This is a genomic window from Arthrobacter sp. CAN_A212, from assembly GCF_015752345.1.
Classification (GTDB): Bacteria; Actinomycetota; Actinomycetes; order Actinomycetales; family Micrococcaceae; genus Arthrobacter_D.
In genome coordinates, this window is sequence record NZ_JADOUT010000024.1 from 1 (window position 1) to 21750 (window position 21750).

General features: G+C 62.9%; 21 protein-coding genes. 8 read left to right on the forward strand and 13 right to left on the reverse strand.

Annotation, left to right across the window (positions count from 1 at the left end; translation table 11 throughout):
* Positions 1 to 425: DDE-type integrase/transposase/recombinase (locus IWX64_RS14695; RefSeq protein WP_196867879.1), on the forward strand; the 425-nt coding region annotated here is incomplete at its 5' end.
* 9 nt (positions 426 to 434) lie between these two features.
* Here IWX64_RS14695 and IWX64_RS14700 read toward each other — a convergent pair.
* From IWX64_RS14700 to IWX64_RS17340, 5 genes are all read right to left on the reverse strand, one after another.
* Complete coding sequence (locus IWX64_RS14700; protein WP_196867880.1) at positions 435 to 1010, reverse strand: MBL fold metallo-hydrolase; 576 nt, start codon at positions 1008 to 1010, stop codon at positions 435 to 437.
* A 250-nt stretch (positions 1011 to 1260) separates the two neighbouring features.
* Entirely contained in the window at positions 1261 to 1767 is a 507-nt protein-coding gene (locus IWX64_RS14705) for a hypothetical protein (protein ID WP_196867881.1), read from the reverse strand.
* A 794-nt stretch (positions 1768 to 2561) separates the two neighbouring features.
* Positions 2562 to 3674, reverse strand: a complete 1113-nt coding sequence (locus tag IWX64_RS14710; RefSeq protein WP_196867882.1) for a hypothetical protein — start codon at positions 3672 to 3674, stop codon at positions 2562 to 2564.
* A 204-nt stretch (positions 3675 to 3878) separates the two neighbouring features.
* On the reverse strand, positions 3879 to 4658 hold the full coding sequence (locus IWX64_RS14715; RefSeq protein ID WP_196867883.1) for a P63C domain-containing protein: 780 nt from the start codon (positions 4656 to 4658) through the stop codon (positions 3879 to 3881).
* 104 nt (positions 4659 to 4762) lie between these two features.
* Positions 4763 to 5212 carry a transposase gene (locus tag IWX64_RS17340; RefSeq protein WP_442859065.1) on the reverse strand — a complete coding sequence of 150 codons (450 nt, stop codon included), beginning with the start codon at positions 5210 to 5212 and terminating at the stop codon, positions 4763 to 4765.
* A 253-nt stretch (positions 5213 to 5465) separates the two neighbouring features.
* On the opposite strand from IWX64_RS17340, the gene IWX64_RS14725 reads away from it, so the two are divergent.
* Positions 5466 to 5999, forward strand: coding sequence for a hypothetical protein (locus IWX64_RS14725; RefSeq protein ID WP_196867885.1), 534 nt, complete (start codon positions 5466 to 5468; stop codon positions 5997 to 5999).
* A 101-nt stretch (positions 6000 to 6100) separates the two neighbouring features.
* Here the strand turns inward: IWX64_RS14725 and IWX64_RS14730 are convergent, their stop codons facing one another.
* A complete protein-coding gene (locus tag IWX64_RS14730) occupies positions 6101 to 6685 on the reverse strand; it encodes a recombinase family protein (RefSeq protein ID WP_196867886.1) in 585 nt (194 codons plus the stop codon).
* Between the two features lie 742 nt (positions 6686 to 7427).
* On the opposite strand from IWX64_RS14730, the gene IWX64_RS14735 reads away from it, so the two are divergent.
* Positions 7428 to 8540 (forward strand): alpha-amylase family glycosyl hydrolase, encoded by a 1113-nt coding sequence (locus tag IWX64_RS14735; RefSeq protein WP_334683335.1) that lies wholly within the window; start codon positions 7428 to 7430, stop codon positions 8538 to 8540.
* A gap of 47 nt (positions 8541 to 8587) precedes the next feature.
* Here IWX64_RS14735 and IWX64_RS14740 read toward each other — a convergent pair whose 3' ends face one another.
* Together IWX64_RS14740 and IWX64_RS14745 are read right to left on the reverse strand one after the other, a co-directional pair.
* The gene (locus IWX64_RS14740; RefSeq protein WP_334683333.1) at positions 8588 to 9181 is read right to left on the reverse strand and encodes a Type 1 glutamine amidotransferase-like domain-containing protein; all 594 of its coding nucleotides are present in this window, start codon (positions 9179 to 9181) and stop codon (positions 8588 to 8590) included.
* 26 nt (positions 9182 to 9207) lie between these two features.
* The gene (locus IWX64_RS14745) at positions 9208 to 9987 is read right to left on the reverse strand and encodes a phosphatase PAP2 family protein (RefSeq protein ID WP_196867887.1); all 780 of its coding nucleotides are present in this window, start codon (positions 9985 to 9987) and stop codon (positions 9208 to 9210) included.
* 40 nt (positions 9988 to 10027) lie between these two features.
* Here IWX64_RS14745 and IWX64_RS14750 point away from each other — a divergent pair, with 40 nt between their 5' ends.
* The 3 genes from IWX64_RS14750 to IWX64_RS14760 all read left to right on the forward strand — a co-directional run bounded on the left by IWX64_RS14750 (position 10028) and on the right by IWX64_RS14760 (position 12867).
* Positions 10028 to 10693: a pyridoxine/pyridoxamine 5'-phosphate oxidase gene (locus tag IWX64_RS14750; protein WP_245345533.1), complete on the forward strand. Its 666-nt coding sequence runs from the start codon at positions 10028 to 10030 to the stop codon at positions 10691 to 10693.
* Positions 10694 to 10854: 161 nt separating this feature from the next.
* Complete coding sequence (locus tag IWX64_RS14755) at positions 10855 to 11988, forward strand: glycosyltransferase family 4 protein (RefSeq protein ID WP_196867888.1); 1134 nt, start codon at positions 10855 to 10857, stop codon at positions 11986 to 11988.
* 48 nt (positions 11989 to 12036) lie between these two features.
* Positions 12037 to 12867, forward strand: a complete 831-nt coding sequence (locus IWX64_RS14760) for an SGNH/GDSL hydrolase family protein (RefSeq protein ID WP_196867889.1) — start codon at positions 12037 to 12039, stop codon at positions 12865 to 12867.
* 9 nt (positions 12868 to 12876) lie between these two features.
* Here the strand turns inward: IWX64_RS14760 and IWX64_RS14765 are convergent, their stop codons facing one another.
* Positions 12877 to 14265: a short-chain fatty acid transporter gene (locus IWX64_RS14765; protein ID WP_196867890.1), complete on the reverse strand. Its 1389-nt coding sequence runs from the start codon at positions 14263 to 14265 to the stop codon at positions 12877 to 12879.
* A 156-nt stretch (positions 14266 to 14421) separates the two neighbouring features.
* On the opposite strand from IWX64_RS14765, the gene IWX64_RS14770 reads away from it, so the two are divergent.
* Entirely contained in the window at positions 14422 to 15363 is a 942-nt protein-coding gene (locus tag IWX64_RS14770) for a ribose-phosphate diphosphokinase (RefSeq protein WP_196867917.1), read from the forward strand.
* Positions 15364 to 15451: 88 nt separating this feature from the next.
* Here the strand turns inward: IWX64_RS14770 and IWX64_RS14775 are convergent, their stop codons facing one another.
* Complete coding sequence (locus IWX64_RS14775) at positions 15452 to 16192, reverse strand: maleylpyruvate isomerase family mycothiol-dependent enzyme (protein WP_196867891.1); 741 nt, start codon at positions 16190 to 16192, stop codon at positions 15452 to 15454.
* Positions 16193 to 16295: 103 nt separating this feature from the next.
* Here IWX64_RS14775 and IWX64_RS14780 point away from each other — a divergent pair, with 103 nt between their 5' ends.
* Positions 16296 to 16844: an acyl-CoA thioesterase gene (locus tag IWX64_RS14780; RefSeq protein ID WP_196867892.1), complete on the forward strand. Its 549-nt coding sequence runs from the start codon at positions 16296 to 16298 to the stop codon at positions 16842 to 16844.
* Here IWX64_RS14780 and xdhC read toward each other — a convergent pair.
* Genes xdhC through IWX64_RS14795 form a run of 3 tightly spaced genes read right to left on the reverse strand, consistent with a single transcriptional unit; the run spans position 16841 to position 21681 of the window.
* A complete protein-coding gene (gene xdhC / locus IWX64_RS14785) occupies positions 16841 to 17668 on the reverse strand; it encodes a xanthine dehydrogenase accessory protein XdhC (RefSeq protein ID WP_196867893.1) in 828 nt (275 codons plus the stop codon). The two genes, IWX64_RS14780 and xdhC, sit on opposite strands and share 4 nt — an antisense overlap.
* A gap of 33 nt (positions 17669 to 17701) precedes the next feature.
* Positions 17702 to 20128 (reverse strand): xanthine dehydrogenase molybdopterin binding subunit, encoded by a 2427-nt coding sequence (gene xdhB, locus IWX64_RS14790; RefSeq protein ID WP_196867894.1) that lies wholly within the window; start codon positions 20126 to 20128, stop codon positions 17702 to 17704.
* The gene (locus tag IWX64_RS14795) at positions 20125 to 21681 is read right to left on the reverse strand and encodes a xanthine dehydrogenase small subunit (RefSeq protein ID WP_196867895.1); all 1557 of its coding nucleotides are present in this window, start codon (positions 21679 to 21681) and stop codon (positions 20125 to 20127) included. The genes xdhB and IWX64_RS14795 overlap by 4 nt, the downstream gene beginning before the upstream one ends.
* Between the last annotated feature and the right edge of the window lie 69 nt (positions 21682 to 21750).

Below are 21750 nucleotides of genomic sequence, written 5' to 3' on the forward strand. Positions count from 1 at the left end.
ACTGTTATTCCAAACGTGTGGTCGGGTGGGCCATCGCCGACCACATGCGTGCCGAGCTCGTCGAAACCGCGTTGCGCAACGCCGCCGCCACGACCCTGATCCGGCCCGGCGCTACCTGGCACTCAGATCGGGGCAGCGTCTATACCTCCGGCTCGTTCCGAACCCTTGTCAAGGACTTGGGCATGCGTTCTTCCATGGGCCGCACCGGGGTGTGCTGGGACAATGCCGCCGCGGAATCGTTTTTCTCAGCACTGAAAAACGAGCGAGTCCACCGCACGGTCTACGCCACAAAAGAGCAGGCCCGCAAGGACGTTATCCGCTACATTGAAGGGTTCTATAACAGCCGGCGGCGGCATTCCGCCCTCGATTACCAGTACCCCAACGATGTCCATTACAGTTACCAGCAGCCGCACCAGGCAGCGTAAGAGAAAACACTAACTCCGCTGTCCGAAATTCACGCAGCAGCCCAGAGACAGGGCACTCTTGACTGCTTTGGCTGCTGCTGTAATAGCGTGCAGTAGCCTATTTGCTTTGGTAGAGGGGTCTTTTTCGCCAGCAAGGAGTTCTTCGTAGAATTCCTCTGTGGGCCCTGCGACAACCAGGGCGCCGGAGAAGAAGCTTAGCCCGGTGTATGCCGCGGTTATAACTTCTGTCCCATGGGAACGTGCGAGATCAATCAGTTCATCGACTTTGCCAGCCTTCACGTCGTCGGTGGGGTACCCGTGGCTACTGGGCTGGTGGATGACCAATTTGGTTACCTCTAGTTCTTCGAAGACACCGAAGAGGCCGTTGATATGGTCGTCGTCCGGATGGGTGCAGACCATGAGGTCGATGCGCGATGCTGCGTAGTAGCGCCTGACATGGGCGCCTATTGCAGCGCTCGTTTCGTGAAAACCACCATCGATAAGCATCACCCGCTCAGTTGCTGTCCCGGGATCCGTGAAATGGCAAAGGATTGCATCTCCGGTGTCGGTTTTGTCTCCAACGGGGAGGAAATCAATTTCTATCATATTTTGACCTAGCCTTTCGTGTCGCGCTGTCGCGCTAACGGGATTGCTGAAGGTTTAGTCGACAGCTGGGTTTGATGGCTTCTTAATCGGCGGTGGCCACATTGTTTATAGTCTCGGAATATCTTCGCGATTAAGTTTCCCCTTTTGCGTTCGGTAAGGACTTGAAAAGAAGAGTTCAGCACCGCGCCACGCATTAAGGAGCACGCATAACGGCCCACTCCGGGCAAGGGGAGTGGGCCGTTATAACCTATTAGTTAGACGTTAGGACTCTTCGGGGGCGCCCTGGCGATCGATCCCAAGACATGAGCCAGTCCTCGACGGCAGCTTTAACTCGAAGAGGTCCGGCTGCCGTTTCGACTACTGGCACTGGGAAACCTTCAAGTGTCGAGAGCTGTCTTGCTCGTTGCCGGGAAACATTCGCCATGTGGGCAATTTCTATGTACCCGACAAGCTCTGGAAACGTAGGCGTACCACTCTCTGTTTGGCGTGTTCTTTCGTCCATCACATCTATCTTGCTCACATGCAGACCGCCCAAAAGTGAGTGGACAGGTTCTAGCACATCATTGAGGGAGGCCACGGCTTCCTGGGCGCTGTGCGCTTGCAACGAAAAACTTATACCACCTGTCAGTCGATCCCTAGAGATGACGAAGAGCGCTTGATACTTTTCTAGGGCATCTAGAACGTCAAACTCAACGTCTTCGGCCAGAGCAAGCGAAAAAATGAAGTCAACCTCTACAAACCATCTGGACTTGGTCATACCAACTCTCCTTTCTCCATCTAGTTAAGAACTTGCTTTCAAACGAGTCGCTTTCAAATCTAGCGGATAGTTCATCATTACAGCTCCTTAATTCGTTTCTACGAAATGTGTACCTAGGATCGATAGGAAGGTGTCATTTTGGGAAACCAGCGTCTTGCCCTATGTTGGTTTCCCCAAATGAGACTTTACCTTCGCAGTTTCACAAACCCTGACTCGCGGAGCCGAATCATAATATCGTTAGAAATTGGAGCGTCCGGATCCAGGTCGGTAACGACAATCGCTAAATCAGTAGCGGCATTACCGGGCGGCAGAATCGTCCATCCTCTATTAGATACTTTGACTACGAATCCTTGCGCTTCGAGTTCGTTGCGAAGGCCTCTGTTGAATGGTGGGTTCATCAGAAACCTCCTATGTAGCCTAGGTAGCACTTTTTAGTTGTAAAACGTCCGGCGCGGACGTCCTAGTCCAAGCTTACTGGCATCCCTTGTCAACGACAAGGGATGCTCTGGGAGTCATGTGGGGGCTGCGACCTCGGAAACCGAACGCTTACGGTGAATCATGAGCAAGGTGGAGGGCGGAAACTACGGTCAAGGCTGCTGCCGCCATGAAATAGACTGCAGATTCTGAGATTAGTGTGACCGGATGTGCTGCGACGCACCTTGATTAGGTAGTCAGGGGAGGAAGCTAGCAGTAGATGCCGGTCCTGCGACTGACCGCAGTTTGTTTCGGGAGACGGAATTCTTCTATCCACAGAGCCTTCGAGCTAGGTGGGCAACTTTTGTCTTCATGCCAGTTCAGGGCTGCAAAATCTGCTCAGTCTCTCTGGTCAGTTCAGGAAGAGATTCAATGATTGCATCTATTTGGCCAACGAGTGCTTCGGCGCTCTCACCGTTCGACCAGTGGATCAGGTGCGTTTGGGGACTATTGCGAAGTTGAGAACCGCCAGCAAGTACTTCCGGTGGTATTTCAGCCATGGAAACCACAATCAAGTCAGTAAGTACTTCTCTGGCTAGAGCCAACTCAAAAAAATCCAGAACGCGGTTGAGGCTTGCCGGGCGAAGGTAATCCCAAGATTTGAACTCGACCATGATCCTGCGGCCCTTGAGACTCAGTAATGCGTCGGGCCTCGTAAAATGACCTGGGCGAATTTGCAGGCGTGGCATGATCTCCAGCTCACCCAAACGTGTCCAGCGACCCTCTAATGCTCTCAATCCGGCACTGTCGTATTCGGCTGCCAAAGCAGCGTTCGAGGCTGCCGGTGAGTTGGTTACATCCGCAAGATTTCGGAACGATCGAGCTTCAGTCTTTATGTCTCGAGGTGGGGCGTCCGACTGAAGACCGTCTTCTCCTCCTGGAAGATAGTGATTTGACACACCGGAAACTGCGTCACGCTGGAAGCGCTCGGTTGCCATCTTGGATAGCGATACCAACAGATCTGCCGCGAGAGCAGGCGCGATTCTTTCTTGCTTTGGGTCCTTCGGGATAACTCGGTCAGTGACCCACTCGAACTTTTCCCACCAAGACTCGGCCGCGGTCTTCACTCGTTCAGCGCGAAGACCCCGGTTGAAAGTGAGCGCGGCTATCACTGCTGCCAACACAGCAGCCCAGCCAGCGGCCGCAGGGCTGGTCGCGAACGCTTGTCCGAAGTCTTCCCAGTCTTGGCCGCTCTTCCATTGCAAAGCCGCCGGAATCACGATCAACATGAAGCTCACCACTACGGTAACCATCCCGATCAGAACCACTAGGGACCAGATCGTCCGACGTAAAGCGATGCTTCTCGACCAAACGGCGCGAAAAGCCTTCCGGTTCTTCTGCCATAAGCCGGCGATTGGGCTTATGACAGTGACGTGTGAGTCACTTGCCGTTTTTGTCTCGTTGTGGTCGGAACTGGCCCGCTCTGCAGTCATCTGTGGAGTATAGGGGAAATACGAAGTCAGCTTTATATCGAACTAAAAGTTATTAATTTGGGTCAAGGTGGTCGTCCTGGAATCATCCGGCTGCGCTCTGAAAAGTGTTGACGTCAGTCGAGTTCGAGCTGTTCAGAAGCAGCCCCCAAAAATCCCTGCTACCTGAGATATGTCAGGAGCAGCGTTAGGCTCTCAACAGAAAAATCAGGAGTTATATAGGTCCAGATCGAGTTCCTCTTGGACGCCACCTTCACCGGGAAACGCGCGGCGAAAGTGGCGAAGGAAGGTATCCCAGTTTGGGGAGATTCGCATGAGGGCAATGACTTGAGCTAAGTGCATCTCCAAATGTCGATTCCCAATGTCCTCTGTCAGCAACTGATGGTGTCGATAAGCGCGGTGGCCAGCATCGTCAATCACAGGGTTCTTCCGACGGAGTTCTTCTACAACACCGGGAGGAAGCTTGTCGTAGACCAGCTGGGCGGTGAACTGTCCGACCGCCTTCGGCCTGGCTACTGACAAAGGCTTGTAGGTCCAGCCCCTTAACCGGAACAAATGACGATAGAACTCATCGGGAAACTTCTTCGTCCAGGGAATCAGCTCAGGAGAGATGTAGGCGGCAAGGATCTGACTAAGCTCATCCCGATCTCGCTCGTCCTGGTAACCCGTAGCTTCGTCAACGAGTGCAATGATGCCTACAGCAGCGAAAGCTCGAATCAGCAGGTCCGCGTATCTTGCATACCGGTGTTCCTGCTCCGTGACCAGCATTTGGGCATCTCGCGCACTGAGGATTGCTTCCGCCACCTTCAACAAGACGGTCGCTTCATAGCCGGCCGAAACCTTCTGCGATTTCGCGGAAGTCTGGTACTGAATCGGATTGGCAAGTGCCGCCTTCAGATCCTCGGTGAGGAATGGGCGCAATGTCGAGTGCGTGGAGATTCGTTCGATCCCCTGTCCTCGCCCCTTCATGCCGATGGACTTGGTCATCGATCTACCCGATATAACACGGGTTTTATCGTCCAATACGTAGCACTGAATCACTTCTCCACCTACGGGAAGGGCCCCTCGGTGAGTAGCCACTGGGTTCTCTGTCATGGGAATCTCTTCTCTGAAACGATGAGGTTCATCGACGCAAGGAATCGCGCGTCGGTGTGTCTTGCTATCTGTATTAAGCGGCTCATTCGGCATGCCGTGTTCTTGTTTATGGAAAGGGTTGCAGCCAAGTTGCGCGCAGTCGATTGTGTGTAATCCTCTGAAAGAACGATGACAACAGCGGCCAGCCATTTTCGTAGGTCCACGCGTGTCCCGGATAGGAATGTGCCCGTCGTGACGCTGTAGGAAGAGTTGCAGTAATTGCAGTGATGTCGCCCTTCCTTAGGCAATGGGGTGCTGCGCTGTGATGTGCAGTATGGACAGGTAGCGCCATCTGGCCACCTAGTAACTTCTAAGTGATCGAAAAATGAGGTCGCTGTCGGGAATCGACTGTTTACGTCTGCAAGGACCTTATTCACAACTTCAACCATACGAGACCAGTCCACCATCTGACCTACCGTGAACTAGTACAAGGCACTTTTGCCCTACCGCAAACTGGGACAAATGGATACTAAAATGACGCTTCATGGATCAAGGCCCGGCCAGGGTAGTGAAGGCCCTGTTTGGATGGTTAGGCTGCCGCCGTTAGGTGTGACTGTTAACTCAGAATGGCGGCTTTTTCACAACTCGGTTTGGCGGTTTTACGTGCCGTTTGAGGATCTTTGACTGACTCGGGCCGGATCGCGAAGGTAGGGTGCAGCTATGAGCGCCCCAACTGAACGAACCCATCTCCTTGACCCGAATCCCAGCGTGATAACTGACTTGATCGAAAAGGTAGTGGGCCAGCCGTGGCCGGAACATGAAGATCAGTTCAACACATATTTCAAAGGGATTGGTTGTACCCCGGGACGGGCTTTAAAGCACGAGGAAGACTTGCCCGAATCGATGTCGGGCGTGCTGATCATGCCGGCTGCAGGCATGGAAAGCGGATCGTGGTGTGCGCTCGATAGCAAGCTCTTTAGTCTGAACTTCACGTTCTATCCCGGGATGGTTGAAGAGCTAGCAGCATCAGATGTGGGCGGACGTCTTGTCTATGAGCGTCTCAACAGTGCGTACGGAATAACCGACCGAATTCCCCAGGGTGATGGTAATTGGTCGGCCGCATGGACGATGCGCGAGACGTCAATTGACCTACACGCTCACGTCAATCAGGCGCCAATGATGCAGCTTGGTCTAAGCCACAGCGCGCTAACTGCGATTCATGACAAGCAGTACATCGATCGACGCGGATACTAGCCAAGATGCGCTCGAAAGAATCTGACTGACGCGCCGAACGCGATTGATAGCGAGCTGCACTATTAGGCCTGGCTGTGAGTCGCAACGCTGAGTGGCATGTTCTACTTCGCGTTCAGCTCCCGTGACCGGCGGTAGAAAGTTGCGCGGGACATGCCGAGGTCGCGGGCGACCTGCGCGGCCGGCTCACCACTATCGACGAGTCTGAGAGCGTTTCGGATTTTGCTGTCACTGATCAGGCGTGGCCTTCCTCCTAGATCTTTCCCGGCTTCCCGCCGTTTCCCGATCGAGTCGACGATCCGCTCTCGCTTGATGTCGTGTTCCATCTGCGCCAGCGCCGCCATGATCGTGAACAACATTGAGCCCATCGGGGTGGACGTATCAACGTCGCCGCCGCCGAGGTTCAACACCCGAAGACCGGCTTCCCGGCCGCGGAGCTCCTGGGCGAAGTCGAGCATGTTCTGCGTCGATCGTCCCAACCTGTCCAGGGTCGTCACTACTAGCGTGTCCTTGGCCTCCAACGCAGTGAGTGCCCGATCAAACTGGGGTCTCATCGCCCGCGCACCGGACACCCCGTGGTCAACGTATAAGTCATCACGCCGCACGCCGGCCGCGATCAAGTCTGCCTCCTGCCGATCCGTCGACTGAGGCCGAGTTGAGACTCGTGCGTATCCAATCAGCTTCGCCACATCACTCCAGGTGTCTCGTATCTAAGGGTTCCTACCATGATCCGAGCATACGGTTTCGAGGCATAGATATGAGAATTTCGGACCCCGAAGATTCCGGTAACGCCGACCGAACAGGGAGTTGCGCGAAGAGACGCCTCGTATCTCTAGGCTTACAAGACGTCAAACCGCCAAACGAAGCTGTGAAAAAGCCGCCATTCTGAGCTAACAGTCACAGCCGGGGGAGTGGCGGAAAGGTATCGCGGTGAAGGACCGACATACGGGCATGGCCTCGCTGGCCTCGCCTGCTGAGCCTGGCACATTGATCGCCCGGGACTCGGTGCCGGGTGAAGTCGGGGCACGGGCCGGATGGGCGATTCCGCGTGAGGCTCGAAGGTGGGAACCACTATGAACTGGGTTGCCTCGGCTTTCCCGGTGTTCATGGGACTGATGGCAAACTGTGGAAGGCTTTACTTCACCAAACGAAGGGACCAACACGCATGAATACGCCGAACTGGGTGGAGCACGTGGTGTGGTGGCAGGTCTACCCGCTGGGCTTTACCGGAGCCGAAAAGTCGGCCCACCAGACGCCGGACCAGGCCGATGAGCGCCACGCAGACGGCGGGGATTCGACTCCCGCGCGGCGCGGTCTGATACACCTAGTGGCCTGGCTCGATTACATCGTGGAGATGGGCGCTTCCGGTCTTGCCCTCGGCCGGTACTCGCTTCTGAAACGCACGGCTACGACACCACGGACTACTACCGCATCGATCCCCGGCTCGGCAACGATGCCGACTTCGATGAACTGGTGGCGCAGGCCCACGCACACGGGATCCGGGTACTCCTCGACGGCGTTTTCAACCATACCGGCCGATCCTTTGCCCCCTTCAGCCATACGCTTGAGCAGGGTCCGGGGGCGACGACGGCGGGCTGGTTCAGCCTCTCCTGGCCGGACAACTGGGTGCCGGGCATCGAACCCGGGTATAAAGACTTTGAAGGACATCACCACCTTGTGGCACTGAACCATGAAGAGCCCGCTGTAGCGGATTTCGTGGCCGATGTGATGAAGCACTGGCTGCGCCGAGGCGCCGACGGATGGCGCCTCGACGCCGCCTACGCGGTGCCGTCGTCGTTCTGGGCTAGTGTCCTTGATGATGTCCGCTCGGAGTTCCCGGATGCTTATTTCGTGGGGGAGTATATCCACGGTGATTATCCGGCGGATGTCCGTGCCGGGCACCTGGATTCAGTCACCCAGTACGAACTGTGGAAGGCGATCTGGAGTTCGCTTGCGGAAGCGAACTTCTATGAGCTGTCCGCCGCGTTGGAGCGCCACAACAGCTTCCTGGACACCTTTGCGCCGCTGACCTTCATCGGCAACCATGACGTCACACGCATAGCGAGCCGGCTTGCGCCGTCGGGCCGGCTGGCCCATGCACTGGTGCTGCTGTTTACCCTGCCGGGCACGCCCGCGATCTACCACGGGGATGAGCAGGGCTACCGGGGCATCAAGGAGGAACGCGCCGGGGGCGACGACGACATCCGCCCCTCCTTCCCCGCTTCCCCGGCCGACCTCTCAGACGTCGGGCAACCGATCTATACCCTGCACAGGGAACTGATCGGGCTGCGGCGCCGGAACCATTGGGTGCACGCATCCCGGACCCGGGTGCATACGCTCAGCAATGAAGAGCTGGTCTACGAGGTGCACGACGACGGTCATGCCCTGTTCGTGGCAATGAATCTCAAGGACACCTCGGTCACGCTGGAGGTTCCGGCTGCAGCGCGCGACGTTCTGGCCGGCGGAGGCGGGCTGGACGTCCCGGGGGGTTGGCTGACCCTACCTCCGAAGGGGTGGGCCATTTTGGGCCTGGCTGACGCTTAGAAGTTTGCCCCCATATGGGGGCACGGTGATGAGTTCGCCAGCACCGATCACCCGAACTTCTTCCATTGCCCTTCGGAGATCACCTCGACGGAACCATCAAGGACTTGGATGGCGGTCTGTTCGTCGATGGCATAGGCCGGGCATCCTAGGTCGGCGGCCCAGAGGGCAGCGTGGGCAGGTGTGTTGGTCGGGAAAGCATTTAGGTGCGGGAAGATCGAAAAGTCCACCACCCCCAGAGCGCGATCATCCGGTGCGGACGGCCACTCGACGAAGTCTTCGCCGATCCGGGGCGTCATCACCATGCTCCCAGCGCTCACACCTACCCACACAGTGTCGGGAAACGATGGCAGCATGTCGACCAGTCCAGACTCCCGCATCCAATGGGACAGGTACGCCGCGTCGCCGCCGTCGACCAATATTGCGTCGGCTTCCCGAAGCCAAGGGACCCATCGCTCTTCGCCGATGGTAGGCAACGCAGTGAGCTCGAGAACTCCGAGGGAAGCCCAACCCAGGCCGGACAAGTGACGGAAGTCGGGCTCGGCGGCCAGCAGGGCCCGCACCGATGCCGGTCCACACATCGGGTGCCCCCACTGCGCGGTCGGGATGATCAAGGCGTGGCACCGGCTGATCGGCTCGTCCACGCTTTCCGCGCTCGATAAGGCTGGCCCTATCTGTCGCTATGCCGGCTGGACAGGGTGAGCCACAACCGGTGCGTAGTAATAACCACTGCCAGCCACCCGAGTCCCAGGGTCGCAGCGACCACCACGTCGGTCACCCAGTGGTGGCCCAGATAGACCCGGGTGGCGGCCATCAGGAAGGTGAACAGCAGCGCGGCAGCAACGATGAGGGCCCGGGTTCGCTTGCGGTGTTCGCTCAGGACCAGCAGGTAGGCGATGATCCCGGTGATCACCATGGCGTTCAGCGTGTGCCCGCTGGGGAAGGAAGGCGACGATTCGTACGGGGGAACAGCGAACTCCAGGGGCGGACGTAACCGTCCAATCGCGTTCTTTCCCAGGACAGTCATCAGGAGGGAACCGGCGGCAGCGACTGCCACGAGGATCAGCGGGGTGACCGACCGTCGTCGGAAGCAAAGCGCGGCAATGGCTGCGGCGGTGAGGATCGGCATCGCAATCGGTCCGCCCAGGAACGTGAACCCGGTGGCCAGGGCCACCAATGCCGGATTGCGCAGTTGCACCGACGCATCCAAAGCTGGCTGATCAATGATGGCTATGCCGTCCGTCTCGGCAACCGCCTCATACACTTCGGCTGATGCGACGGCGAGCGAAACCGCGAGCCCGCCACCGACCACCAGGATCAGCAACATCGCCCAGTGCGGCCCGATCCAGCCGGCCAGGACGCGGACCCACCGGACCAGGAAGCGCCCCACGGGCGTGGTCCAGCGGGTGTAATCCTTGCCGCCGGTGAAACTGTCCTTCTCGGGTGTCATTTCTCGACTTTAGCGCGACAGCGGGGCCTAGGCTGGTGTCATGAGTGAACACCAATCGATGCGTGACCTCCTCCGCGGGGTCCCCGCGTTCCCCGACTCCCTGCCCGCCTTTGACCCGTCCGCTGCACCGGGTTCGCCGACCGACCTGTTCCTTGAGTGGCTGGCCGCGGCAGTCGAGGACGGCGTGGCAGCGCCGCACGCTCTCACGCTCGGCACCGTGGACCGGGACGGGATCCCGGACGCCCGGGTGGTGATCCTGAAGGACGTCGACGACAACGGTTTCTCCTTTGCTACCAGCAGCGACAGTCCCAAGGGCCGGCAACTGGAAGGCGCACCGGCTGCGGCGTTGACCCTGTTCTGGCCGACGGTGGGCCGGCAGATCCGTATCCGGGGCTCTGTTCGCCCGGCGGGCACGGAGGAGAACGACGCCGACTTCCGCCGCCGCCATCCCGTAGCCCGGGCGTTGGTGCTCGCCGGCGAGCAGAGCAGCGTCCTGCGCTCCCGGGACGAACTGGACGACGCCGTCGCAACCCAGGTGCAACGACTGGAAGGGGACGGTCCGACACCCGGTTCGACCACGTGGACCGTGTACACGGTGTCCCCGGACAGCGTCGAGTTCTGGCAGGCCGACCCGGAACGCCGCCACCTGCGGCTCCGGTACGCCCGGGACGGTGCTGGCTGGTCCCGTACATTGCTCTGGCCCTAGGCTGACCTCGCCGGGCCATGCCCGGTGAGGATTCGGCCCGGCACGGACCCGGACACGGCAACGGGCTGGCGAAAACGCCATCTCCCGCTGTTCACTGACGTTTCCACCGCCGGTCATCTGGCCGTCACCGGCTCCCCACCCGGGACTGTCACCGTTGTGGCGTGAGGATCGTGATTGTTGCCGAGACATTCCTGCCCGCCGTCAACGGGGTCACCCACTCCGTCCAAAAGATGCTCGAGCACTTCGCCGCCCGCGGCGACGAGGTGCTGGTGATCGCCCCCTCAGGCGCGGGTGCCGCCGAGGAGCCAATCGGCGGCCGAACGGTGCGCGTCCACCGGCTGCCAGCGGTTCCCCTGGCGGGCTACGGCACTGTCCGGGTCGCCCTGGGCGGGGTCGCCAGGGTGCGGAACATCCTCGCCGACTTTGCACCCGACATCATTCATCTGGCGTCACCGTTCGAGCTGGGATGGCGTGCCACCCGGGCTGCAGAGCAACTCGGGATCCCGGTGGTCGCGGTCTACCAGACTGATGTTCCCGGGTATGCGGCACGGTACGGTGTACCGTTCCTGACCAACTGGGCGTGGCAGCGGGTTCAGAACATCCACGAGGGCGCCGCCCGCACCCTTGCACCCTCCACCGCGGCCGTGAACCAACTGCAGGGCCACGGCATCCCCCGGGTTCAGTTGTGGCGCCGGGGTGTCGATACGGGCCGGTTCCATCCCGGCCGGCGCGACGAGGAACTCCGGACACGACTTGCCCCGGGCGGAGAACGGCTGATCGGCTACGTGGGCCGGCTCGCGGCGGAAAAACAGGTTGAGGACCTGAGGGTCCTCGCTGACATCGAGAACACCCGGCTGGTGATCATTGGTGATGGTCCTTTACGGAGCACCCTCGAAGAGGCGCTCCCGAACGCCGTCTTTACCGGTTTCCTGGGTGGCGGAGAGTTGGCGACGGCGGTGGCCAGCCTCGACCTCTTCGTGCATCCCGGTGAACTGGAAACGTTCTGCCAGACCATCCAGGAGGCAATGGCCTCAGGCGTCCCGGTGGTGGCCACCGGTAAGGGCGGACCAGTGGATCTGGTGGATGTTTCCCGCACCGGGTGGCTTTACCGGCCGGGCGACCTGGACCAGCTGCGCCGCCAGGTGGTGGACCTGATCGGCGACGACGCCAAGCGTCTCGCCTTCGCCGAAGCCGCCTTCGCGAGCGTCCAGGGCCGCACCTGGCCGGTGCTCTGCGAACTGCTCATTCAGCACTACGAGGAGGTCCTGGTTGAACACGCCCTACTGCGCCTCTGAGCCCGAAGCACCCGCCGTTGCCCCTCACCTCGGGGCCGCTGGCCCTACATGAGCGGGCGCACGCTACGGTACGTCGCCCTGGGTGATTCCTTCACCGAGGGGGTCGGAGACCCGAACAAGCACCTGCCCAACGGGGTGCGCGGCTGGGCCGACCGGGTCGCCGAGAAGCTGGCCAAGGACCAGCCGGGCTGGGAGTACGCGAACCTGGCCGTACGCAGCAAACGACTGCGCCACATCGCCGCCGAACAGCTGGAGCGGGCCGTGGACCTGCACCCCACCCTGATCACCCTCTACGCCGGGGGCAACGACATCCTCGACGCGGGGACCTCCGTGCCGCAACTCCTGGCCGACTACGAGGAGCTGGTGGCGCCCCTGGCCGCCACCGGAGCCCGGCTGCTGCTTTTCACCGGGTACGACGTCGAGGTGACACCCGCCCTCCGGCTTCTTCGGAAGCGGCACCAGCTCTATAACGACGGCGTCCGGCGGATCGCTGACGCCTATGGCGCGGACCTGGTGGACTATTGGACCTTCAGCGCCTACCAGGACCGGCGGATGTGGGGCCCGGACCGGCTGCACATGTCCAAGGCCGGCCACAGGTACATGGCCTCGCAGGTGCTGGACCTCTTGGCAGTCCCGCACTCGGTGAAGCTGGCGGACTGGGACCCGCCGGTCCCGAAGACGTTCAGGGAATGGGAGCGCGAGCAGCGGCGGTGGATCCACGACTGGGTGCTCCCCCTGGCCGGCCGCAAGATCCGGCGGGTCACCCTGGGCGACAACCTCCCGTCGCGGTGGCCGAACCCGGTGGTGGTGCCGCCGAAGGGTGGCCTCCGCCGGCTGGTCAGGGATGAGGGTCTACCGACGACGGCGCCGGTAAGGTAACCGTCCGGGCTAGCTCACCAGCCCGGCCCCGACGATCAGCAGGATTGTCGCGAACACCGCACCCGAGACGATCAGGGTCACCATTGTGTATCCGAGGATGTCCCGCATCTTCAACCCGGCGATGGCCAGCAGCGGCAGCGCCCAGAACGGCTGGATCATGTTGGTCCACTGGTCACCGTAGGACACCGCCATGATCGCGATCGCTGGGTCCACGCCCAGGCGTTCAGCGGCGTCGAGCATGATCGGTGCCTGGACCGCGAACTGGCCACCACCGGAGGGCACGAAGAAGTTCACGAGACCGGCGGACAGGAGCGCGAACAAGCCAAACGTCGTCGGGCTGGCGATACTCACAATCGCGTCGGAGACCAGGTTGATGAGCCCCGTCGTCGTCATTATCCCCATGATCCCCGCGTACAGGGGGAACTGGAGCAGGATCTCACCGACGTTGGAAGCGGCGTTCTTGGTGAGGGCGATGAGCTCGAACGGGCTGCGGACCAGCAGGAACAGCAGGGCGAGGAAGGTCCAGTTGACGATGTCCAGGGTGGCGGTGCCGCCCTGCACGTAGTGGACCACCAGGTAGGCGACCAGCGCCACGCCCACCAGGGTGGTGAGGATCCGGCTGGCGTCGATGCGGTCGGCGGGGGTGACAACCTCGTCGTCGAGCTTCACATCGTCGGACCGGCGGGCGTCGACCTCCAGTTCGGTGATCTGATCCCCGGCACGCGGTGAGACGAGCGCCAGCGCGGCGGCCACCAGGATGATCGTGGCAATGGCGGCGGTGATGTTCCACCAGGAGAAGGTGGTCTCGGTGATGGGAATGGTGCGCCCCAGCTGCTCCGCGATGAAGGAGCCTTCGGTGGCGGCGGTCAGCGGGCCGGATCCCGAGTACCCCATGTGCCACACCACGAAGCCGGAGAAACCGGCGGCGACGAGCATCGGGAAGTGCAGGGCCATTCCGCGCTCGCGGGCCTGCGCGGCGACCTCCTTCGCGAGCAGACCACCGACGACGAGACCGAGCCCCCAGGTGATCAGGGACGCGGCGGCAGCAACCACAAACACGAAGACGTACGCCTGCAGTGGGCTTCGGGGGATCCCGCCGAGGCGGGCCAGGAGTTTACGGACCGGGCCCGTGTGGGCGAGTGCGTGCCCCAGCAGCAGGATCAGCGCCATCTGGGTCATGAAGGCGAGCAGCCCGGCCAACCCGTCGCCCCAGCCGGTGAGGACGTCCACGGGGCCGGCGTCGGTGAAGACCAGCGCGGCGAGGGCAACCACCAGGCTGAGGACCACCGCGAACACCAGGGCGCTGGGCAGGAAACGTTCAACCACCGAGTTGATCGGCCGCATGGCCGCCGACACTGCTGATGTCTGCTGTTTTGAGGGGGGACCAGAGGGTGCCATGGTGGTGTTCTCCTGTGAAGTGACGTCGTTGTCGGTTCGGTGGGGGCCCCGATCCGGCATCAACGTTACTTCACCGGGAACCGCAACGGACCAATGTGTACGACAATGGTGTGCACAGCACGATCCCCACCACCTGCCGTGAAAGGTAAGTCGTTGATCAAAGAGATTGCCGTTTTCAGTGGACAAGCAAGCGGGGGATTCGCGGCGGAGATCTGCGGGCACCTGGGTGTGCCGTTGCTCCCCTCCCGGTTGCAGCGTTTCGCCAACGACTGCCTGGAGGTGCAGCTGCTGGAGAACTGCCGGGAACGGGACGTGTTCATTGTCCAGCCGCTGGTCAAACCGGTGCAGGAAAACCTGATGGAGCTGCTGATGATGATCGATGCGGCCCGCGGTGCCTCCGCCGGGCGCATTACCGCGGTGATGCCCCACTACTCCTACGCCCGCTCCGACAAGAAGGACGCCCCGCGCATCTCGATCGGCGGCAAGCTGGTGGCTGACCTGCTGACCACCGCGGGTGCTTCGCGGGTGCTCACCATGACCCTGCACGCCCCGCAGGTGCAGGCCTTTTTCGGGGTGCCCGTCGATCAGTTGCACGCCCTGCGCGAACTCGCCGCGCACTTCCAGGACCTGGACCTGAGCAACACCATCGTGGTGTCGCCGGACCTGGGTAACGCCAAGGCCGCGACGGCGTTCTCCCGCCTTCTGGGCACCCCCGTCGCGGCGGGCGCGAAGGAACGGTTCGAGAACGACAGGGTGCAGATCACGTCGATCATCGGCGATGTGCGGGACAAGGACATCGTGGTGCTCGACGACGAGATCGCCAACGGGAGCACCGTCCTGGAACTGCTGGACCACCTGGCCAAGATGGGCGCTCGGAAGGCGCGGGTGGTGTGCACCCACGGTATTTTCTCCAACGGGGCGGTGGAACGCATCGCCGAGCGCGACGACGTCATCGAGGTCCTCTGCACCGACACGGTCCCGATCGGGGCCGAGAAGTCCCATCCGAAGCTGAAGGTGATTTCGGTGGCCAATGCCTTCGCCGAGGCGATCCGCCGGATTCACACCGGCGAGTCGGTGAGCGAGCTCTTCCAGGGGTAGGGCATCAACGTCTAGAAGCCAGCGTCTGGCCGCCGGTCCTCCCGAACGGCTGGCGGTCCTGGCCGAGGATTGCTCCGGCGTGCGGAGACTAGGTGGCCGTCGCCAGTCGGCGGCGCAGCTCGGCTGCTGCGTCGCTGGGTGGGGCGCCCTCGGGAAGCGGTCCCCGACCCCAGAGCCAGAGCAGCAGCTCCGTTGGTTTTCCACTGATTTGGGCGTCTGCCCGATCGCTGACCAGCCGCTCCAGTGTTACCACCGCGGGGTTGATCGTCACCGTCCAGGCGAGCCCCGCGGTCCGCAGGGTGACCGTCAAGCCGGTGGCGCCGTCGTCGGGCTTGCTGCGCACCAGCATGACGGTGAGCACCTCATCGATCCCGTCGACGGCGAGGTCCGGGTCGATCGGCGATGCGGTACCCAGCGCCGATTCGAGGTCGTAACGGTGGATGGAGGTCTCGTGGGCCAGCCGGCGGATCCAGAAGCCAACACTCTGATCGTCCTTGACCCAGGTGAACGCCGGATCGCCCGGTGCGTGGGTATCGAACTGCTCCATCAGGCGGGCGTAGCACTGTCGCAGCGCGTGAACCGGCTCCAACTGGGCAAGCTCGGCGGGTGGCCAGGTGCCGGCTGGCTTGGCAGCGGTCCTGATGGACTCGGCCTTATGCAGGTAGACCATCGCGGTGTGCCGGATCAGATCCTCGCCGGACCAGCCGGGACACGCCGGCACCTGCGCGGTGAGCGCGGCGGCCGCCACCTCGACCATCCGTGCATGATCACGGTCCAACAGCGCGCGGTATCGATCGAAGGACAGGGCATACGGGTACGGTGCGGTCATTACCCGAGTCTAGATACCCCACGGTCCTCAGCCCCGGAGGCGGTGACCTTGCCGTTCACGCCGGGCAGGCTCAAGGCATGTTACTGGCCGGTAATGTAGGGGTATGCATCTTCTGCTTCGGACCCTGCTGACCCTGTTCATCTCCCGGCGCCGCCCGCGCCTCAGCATCTGGGGAGAGTCGTCGTTGCCCCTGCGGGTGCTGCCCACCGACATCGACATTGCGATGCATGTCAACAACGGCATGTATTTCTCGCTGATGGATCTGGGCCGCTTCGACCTGATGATCCGCAGCGGCACCTGGTCCCAGATGCGCCGACGGGGCTGGAGCCCGGTGGCCAACGGCGAAACCATCAGCTTCCGCAAATCCCTGACACTGGGGCAGCGCTATACGATCGAGACCCGGATCGTCGGGTTCGACGAGCGGGCCATCTACTTTGAGCAGCGCATGGTCAGCGCCGGCGAGATCTACGCGAAGGCAGTCATCGCCACCCGCCTGGTCTCCAGGAGCGGTCCGGTCAGCAACGAGGACATCTTCGCCGCCTTCGGCGAGCCGCCAGCGGATCTGGTGCTCCCCGAGTGGATTCATGAGTGGCGGCTCAACAACTCCCTCCCCAGCACCCGCCGTCCCGCACCCCACAGCTGGGTCCGCTAGCGGTTGCCCGCCGTCGCCGCGCTGGGGGCGGCAGCTGGAAGGAGCTGCAGCAGCCGGGCCGCGACGCTGATCGCGATCACGGCAGGCGCTTTGCCAGCGATGTCTTGTAGTCCGATGGGGCAGCTGATGCGCGCGATCGTCTCGCCCGCATGGCCCTCGGTCTGCAGCCGCGCCCGGAAACGTGACCATTTGGCGCTGGACCCGATCAGACCGACCGAGCCCAGGTCGCTGCGGTGCAGGGCCGCGTCGCACAGCAGGAAGTCCTCGGCGTGGTCATGGGTCATGATGAGCACATGGGCCCCGGCGGGCAGGGTTCCCAGCACCGAATCCGGCACGGGACTATGCACGGGGTGGACGTCGGCGACCCCGCCGAGTACGTCGGCGAGCCGGCCGGGGCTGGCCTGGTCCGCCCGGCTATCCACCAGGTACAGGTGGACGGGCAGCCGGGACAGAATGCGCGCCAGCTCGTGGCCCACGTGACCCACACCGAATACCGCCACGGTGGGCCGGGGCAGGAACGGTTCGAGGAGGACCTCGACGACGCCGCCGCAGCACTGCTTCCCGTGCTGGGTGACAGCGCGCTCATTGAGTGTGAAGGTGAGGTTCTCGGGGGTGGTGGCGCCGCCGTCGAGCATGGCACGGGCACGGTCGATCACGGTGGCCTCCAGATTGCCGCCGCCGATGCTGTCCCACGATTCGCGTGCCCCCACCAGCATTTTCGCCCCGGCCTCCCGTGGAGCGTGGCCGCGTACCCCGGTGACCGTGGCGAGCACTCCGGGCTGATCCGTCGAGCGGAGACGCTGCAGCGCTTCCAACCAGTCCATGTCAGTCAATGTAGCTCAGCCGATCCGTCCCAGTCAGTCACCCTGGATTCCACCCTGGTGCGCTGGCTCGGGGATTGGCAGGAACGGTCGATCATCCTGCGCGCCGGTGGTTCCGCCGTCGCGCGCTGCCTGCGCGTCCCGGGCCTGCGTGAGCGCCCAGAAGACCGCCTCCGGAGTAGCCGGGCTGGCCAGTTGGGCCTCCCGACCGCCCGGCCCAAACGCCGCTGCCGCGAGGCGGAGCGCCTCCCGGACGCTGAAGGCGAGCATCAGCGGTGGTTCGCCGACTGCCTTTGACCCGTAGACCACCCCATCCTCGGTGGCCCGCTCGAAGAGGTGCACGTTGAACTCCTCGGGCATTTCGGAGAAACTGGGCAGCTTGTAGGTGCTCGCCGATTGGGTGGCCAGCCGACCCCGATCCGGCCCGTCGGACACATCCCAGCGCAGATCCTCGAGGGTCAGCCAGCCGGCACCCTGCACAAAACCACCCTCGATCTGTCCCACGTCGATGAGCGGTGACAGGCTGTCGCCGACGTCGTGCACAATGTCGGTGCGCAACTGGCGGTAGGCCCCGGTGAACCCGTCGACCTCAACCTCGGAGGCAGCCGCCCCGTAACTGAAGTACTTGAACGGTTCGCCCTGCATGCGCGAGATGTCCCAGTGCAGACCCTCGGTCCGGTAATATCCGGCGGCGGAGAGGGAAACCCGTTGGAAGTACGCGTCGCGGGCCAGGTCCGCGAAACTGATCTCCCGGTCGGTGAAACCGATGCCGGTGACCACGCCCTTTACGAAGCGGACGTCGTCGGGGTGGATATTTAGTTTCCGCGCGGCCACCTCGGCTAGACGGTCACGGATCTGCTCACAGGCGTTCTTCACCGCCCCGCCGTTCAGGTCAGCGCCCGAACTGGCGGCGGTTGCCGACGTATTGGGGACCTTGTCGGTGCGGGTGGGGGCCAGCCGGACCAGTGCCAGCGGCACGCCGAGTGCCGTCGCCGCCACCTGGCGCATCTTCGTGTGCAGCCCCTGCCCCATCTCGGTGCCACCGTGGTTGATGAGGATTGACCCGTCCTTGTAGACGTGGACCAGCGCGCCGGCCTGGTTGAACGCGGTGAGGTTGAAGGAGATGCCGAATTTGACGGGTGTGACGGCCAGGGCACGCCGGAGGTGCGGGTGGCTGGCGTTGAATTCCCTGATTTTCTCCTGCCGGCGGACGACGTCGGCGCTGTCGTGGAGTTGCTGCCAGATGGCCTGCAGCCGTTCGGCGTGCCGGACGGGCTGGCCATAGGGGGTGGTCTGCCCCGGAACGTACAGGTTCCGCTTCCGAAGCTCACCGGGTTCGACGCCGAGGAGCGGCGCGCAGCGTCCCAGGATGTCCTCGATGACGAACATGCCCTGGGGGCCGCCGAATCCGCGGAACGCGGTCTGGGAGGTCTTGTTGGTCCTGGCCACCCGGCCATGCACCTCCACGTTGGGAATCCAGTAGGAGTTGTCGATGTGGCACAGCGCCCGGGCGAGGACTGGCTCCGACAGGTCAAGGCTCCACCCGCCGTCGCTGGTCAGCGTGGCTTTGAGCGCCTGGATCCGGCCCTCCTCATCGAAGCCGGCCTCCCAGCGGGCATGGAACGGGTGCCGCTTGCCGGAAAGGGTGATGTCCTGGGTCCGGTTGAGCCGCAGCCTCACCGGGCGGCCGGTCAGGGTGGCGCCCAGCGCGGCAATGGCCGCGAAACCGTGGGGCTGCATTTCCTTCCCACCGAACCCGCCGCCCATCCGCAGGCACTGCACCGTCACCTCGTGGCTCTGCATACCGAGGACGTGGGCGACGATTTCCTGCGTCTCGGAGGGATGCTGGGTGCTGCAGTGAACAAAAACCTGCCCGCCCTCGTCGACGTACACGAAGGAAGCATGGGTCTCCAGGTAGAAGTGTTCCTGGCCGCCGAACTCGATGTCACCACTGAACCGGTGCGCGGAGGCGGCCAGTGCGGCATCCGCCTCGCCCCGGCTCAGCGTCGGCTGGTTGCCCTGGAAACTCTCGGCCCCGATGGCTTCGGTCAGGGTCAGGAGGGACGGCAGCGGCCGGTACTGGACCTGCACCGCCTCGGCTCCGAGGCGGGCTGCCTCAAGAGTTTCCCCCAACACCCAGCACACCGCGTGGCCATAGAACATGACCTCGGTGGGAAAGAGCGGTTCGTCGTGTTTGATGCCGGCGTCGTTGATTCCGGGCACGTCCGCCGCCGTCAGGACCCGGACCACCCCGGGAACCGTGAGCGCCACGTCGGTGGTCAGCGACTCGACCAGGGCGTGGGCGTGCGGTGCCTGCACGGGCCAGGCGTGCAACACGTTCGCGCTGCGGACCACGAGGTCATCGGTGTAGAGCGCCTCCCCAGTGACGTGGAGGTCTGCACTTTCATGGGAGACGGACTGGCCCACCACAGGATCGACGGGGCGGCTCGCGAGGGACCTCACCGGGCCACCTCCGGCGTGGCGTCCTGCGTCCGCGCGAAGAACCTGAGCAGTGACTGCTCGAGCATGGCGGAACGGTACCGGGCGCTGGCCCGCAGATCGTCGATCGGGGTCCCCTCAGTGGCCAGAATGGCGGCGGCGGCAGCGACGTTTGACTGGGTCCACGGGTGACCCTGCAGTGCTTCCTCGGTCCGGCGGGCGCGAATCGGCGTGGCTGCGATCCCGCCGACCCCAATCCGGATCGAGGATACGACGCCACCATCCAGATCGGCGGCGAAGCCGATGGCAACGCTTGAAATGTCGTCGAAGCGGCGCTTGGAAATCTTGTAGAAGGCGCTCTGTTCGGCGAGGGGGAGCGGGATCCGCACCGCGCGCACCAACTCACCGGCCTCCCTGACGCTCTGCCGGTATCCGGTGTAGTACTCGCTCAGCGGCACCTCCCGGTCGCCGTCCGCCGACGCCAGGACGACGACGGCGTCCAGCGCCAGCAGCACCGGCGCCGAATCGCCGATGGGGGAACCCGTCGCCAGGTTGCCGCCGAAGGTCGCCGCGTTGCGGATGAGCCGGGACGCGAACCGTGGAAACAGTTGGTCCAGGAGGGGGACCCGCCCGTTCAGCCCACGCTCCACTTCGGAGAGGGTGAGGGCTGCGCCGATCTCGATGCTGTCGGCGCCGACGGTGAGGGTGCGCAGGGGCTCAAGCCGGTCGATGGCCAGCACGAGCGCGGGCCGGGAGTGCCGCAGGTTGATCTCCACGCCCAGATCGGTGCTGCCGGACACCAGCTTCGCTTCGGGATCCTTCGCGAGGAGCCGGAACAGGTCAGCCATGGTGTGTGGCCGCACGAATTCTGCACCGTCAACGGCGCTGTGGGTGGGACGGGCCGCCGGCGCCGGGCTGTCCTGGCGGAGCAGCAGTGGATCTGATTGGTCGGGGGTGCTGAGCGCAAAAGCTGCGTCACGGATGGGCCGGTAGCCGGTGCAGCGGCAAAGGTTTCCGCTCAGCGCGTGCAGGTCGAACCCGTTGGGGCCCGTCTCGTGGTCGGTGGTGTGTTCCTCGCCGACGGCGGAGGTTCCGGTGTCGGACGTCTCCTGCGGGGCCTGTCCCTCTGCAACCGGGTCAACAGCTCCACCGGACTCACCGGCGGTGCTGACGGTGCGTTCGGGGCGGTAGTACTCCGCCGCCATGGAGCAGACAAAGCCGGGGGTGCAGTAGCCGCACTGGGATCCTCCCCGTTCCGCCATTTCCTGCTGGACCGGGTGCATTTGTCTCGCGGCGCGGGCTCCGGGCGCGCTGCCGAGTCCCTCGGCCGTCACAATTTCCTGGCCGTCGAAGGCCAGCGCAGGGGGCAGGCACGCGTTGACCGAGGTCCAGCGGCTGCCGTCGGGGCCGTCCGGGCGGGCAACCATTACCGCGCAGGCACCGCATTCGCCCTCCGCGCAGCCTTCCTTGGAACCGGTCAAACCACCGTCCCGCAGCCAGTCGAGCAGATTGGTGTGCGGGCTGACGCCGTCGCACGTCCGAACCTGACCATTGACCGTAACCTCTATCCGTTCCATCCCGTTCCTCACCATTTCCCCTGCTGTACCTCATGAATCGTTCTGCCCGGTGCGTGGCCCATCATGAGC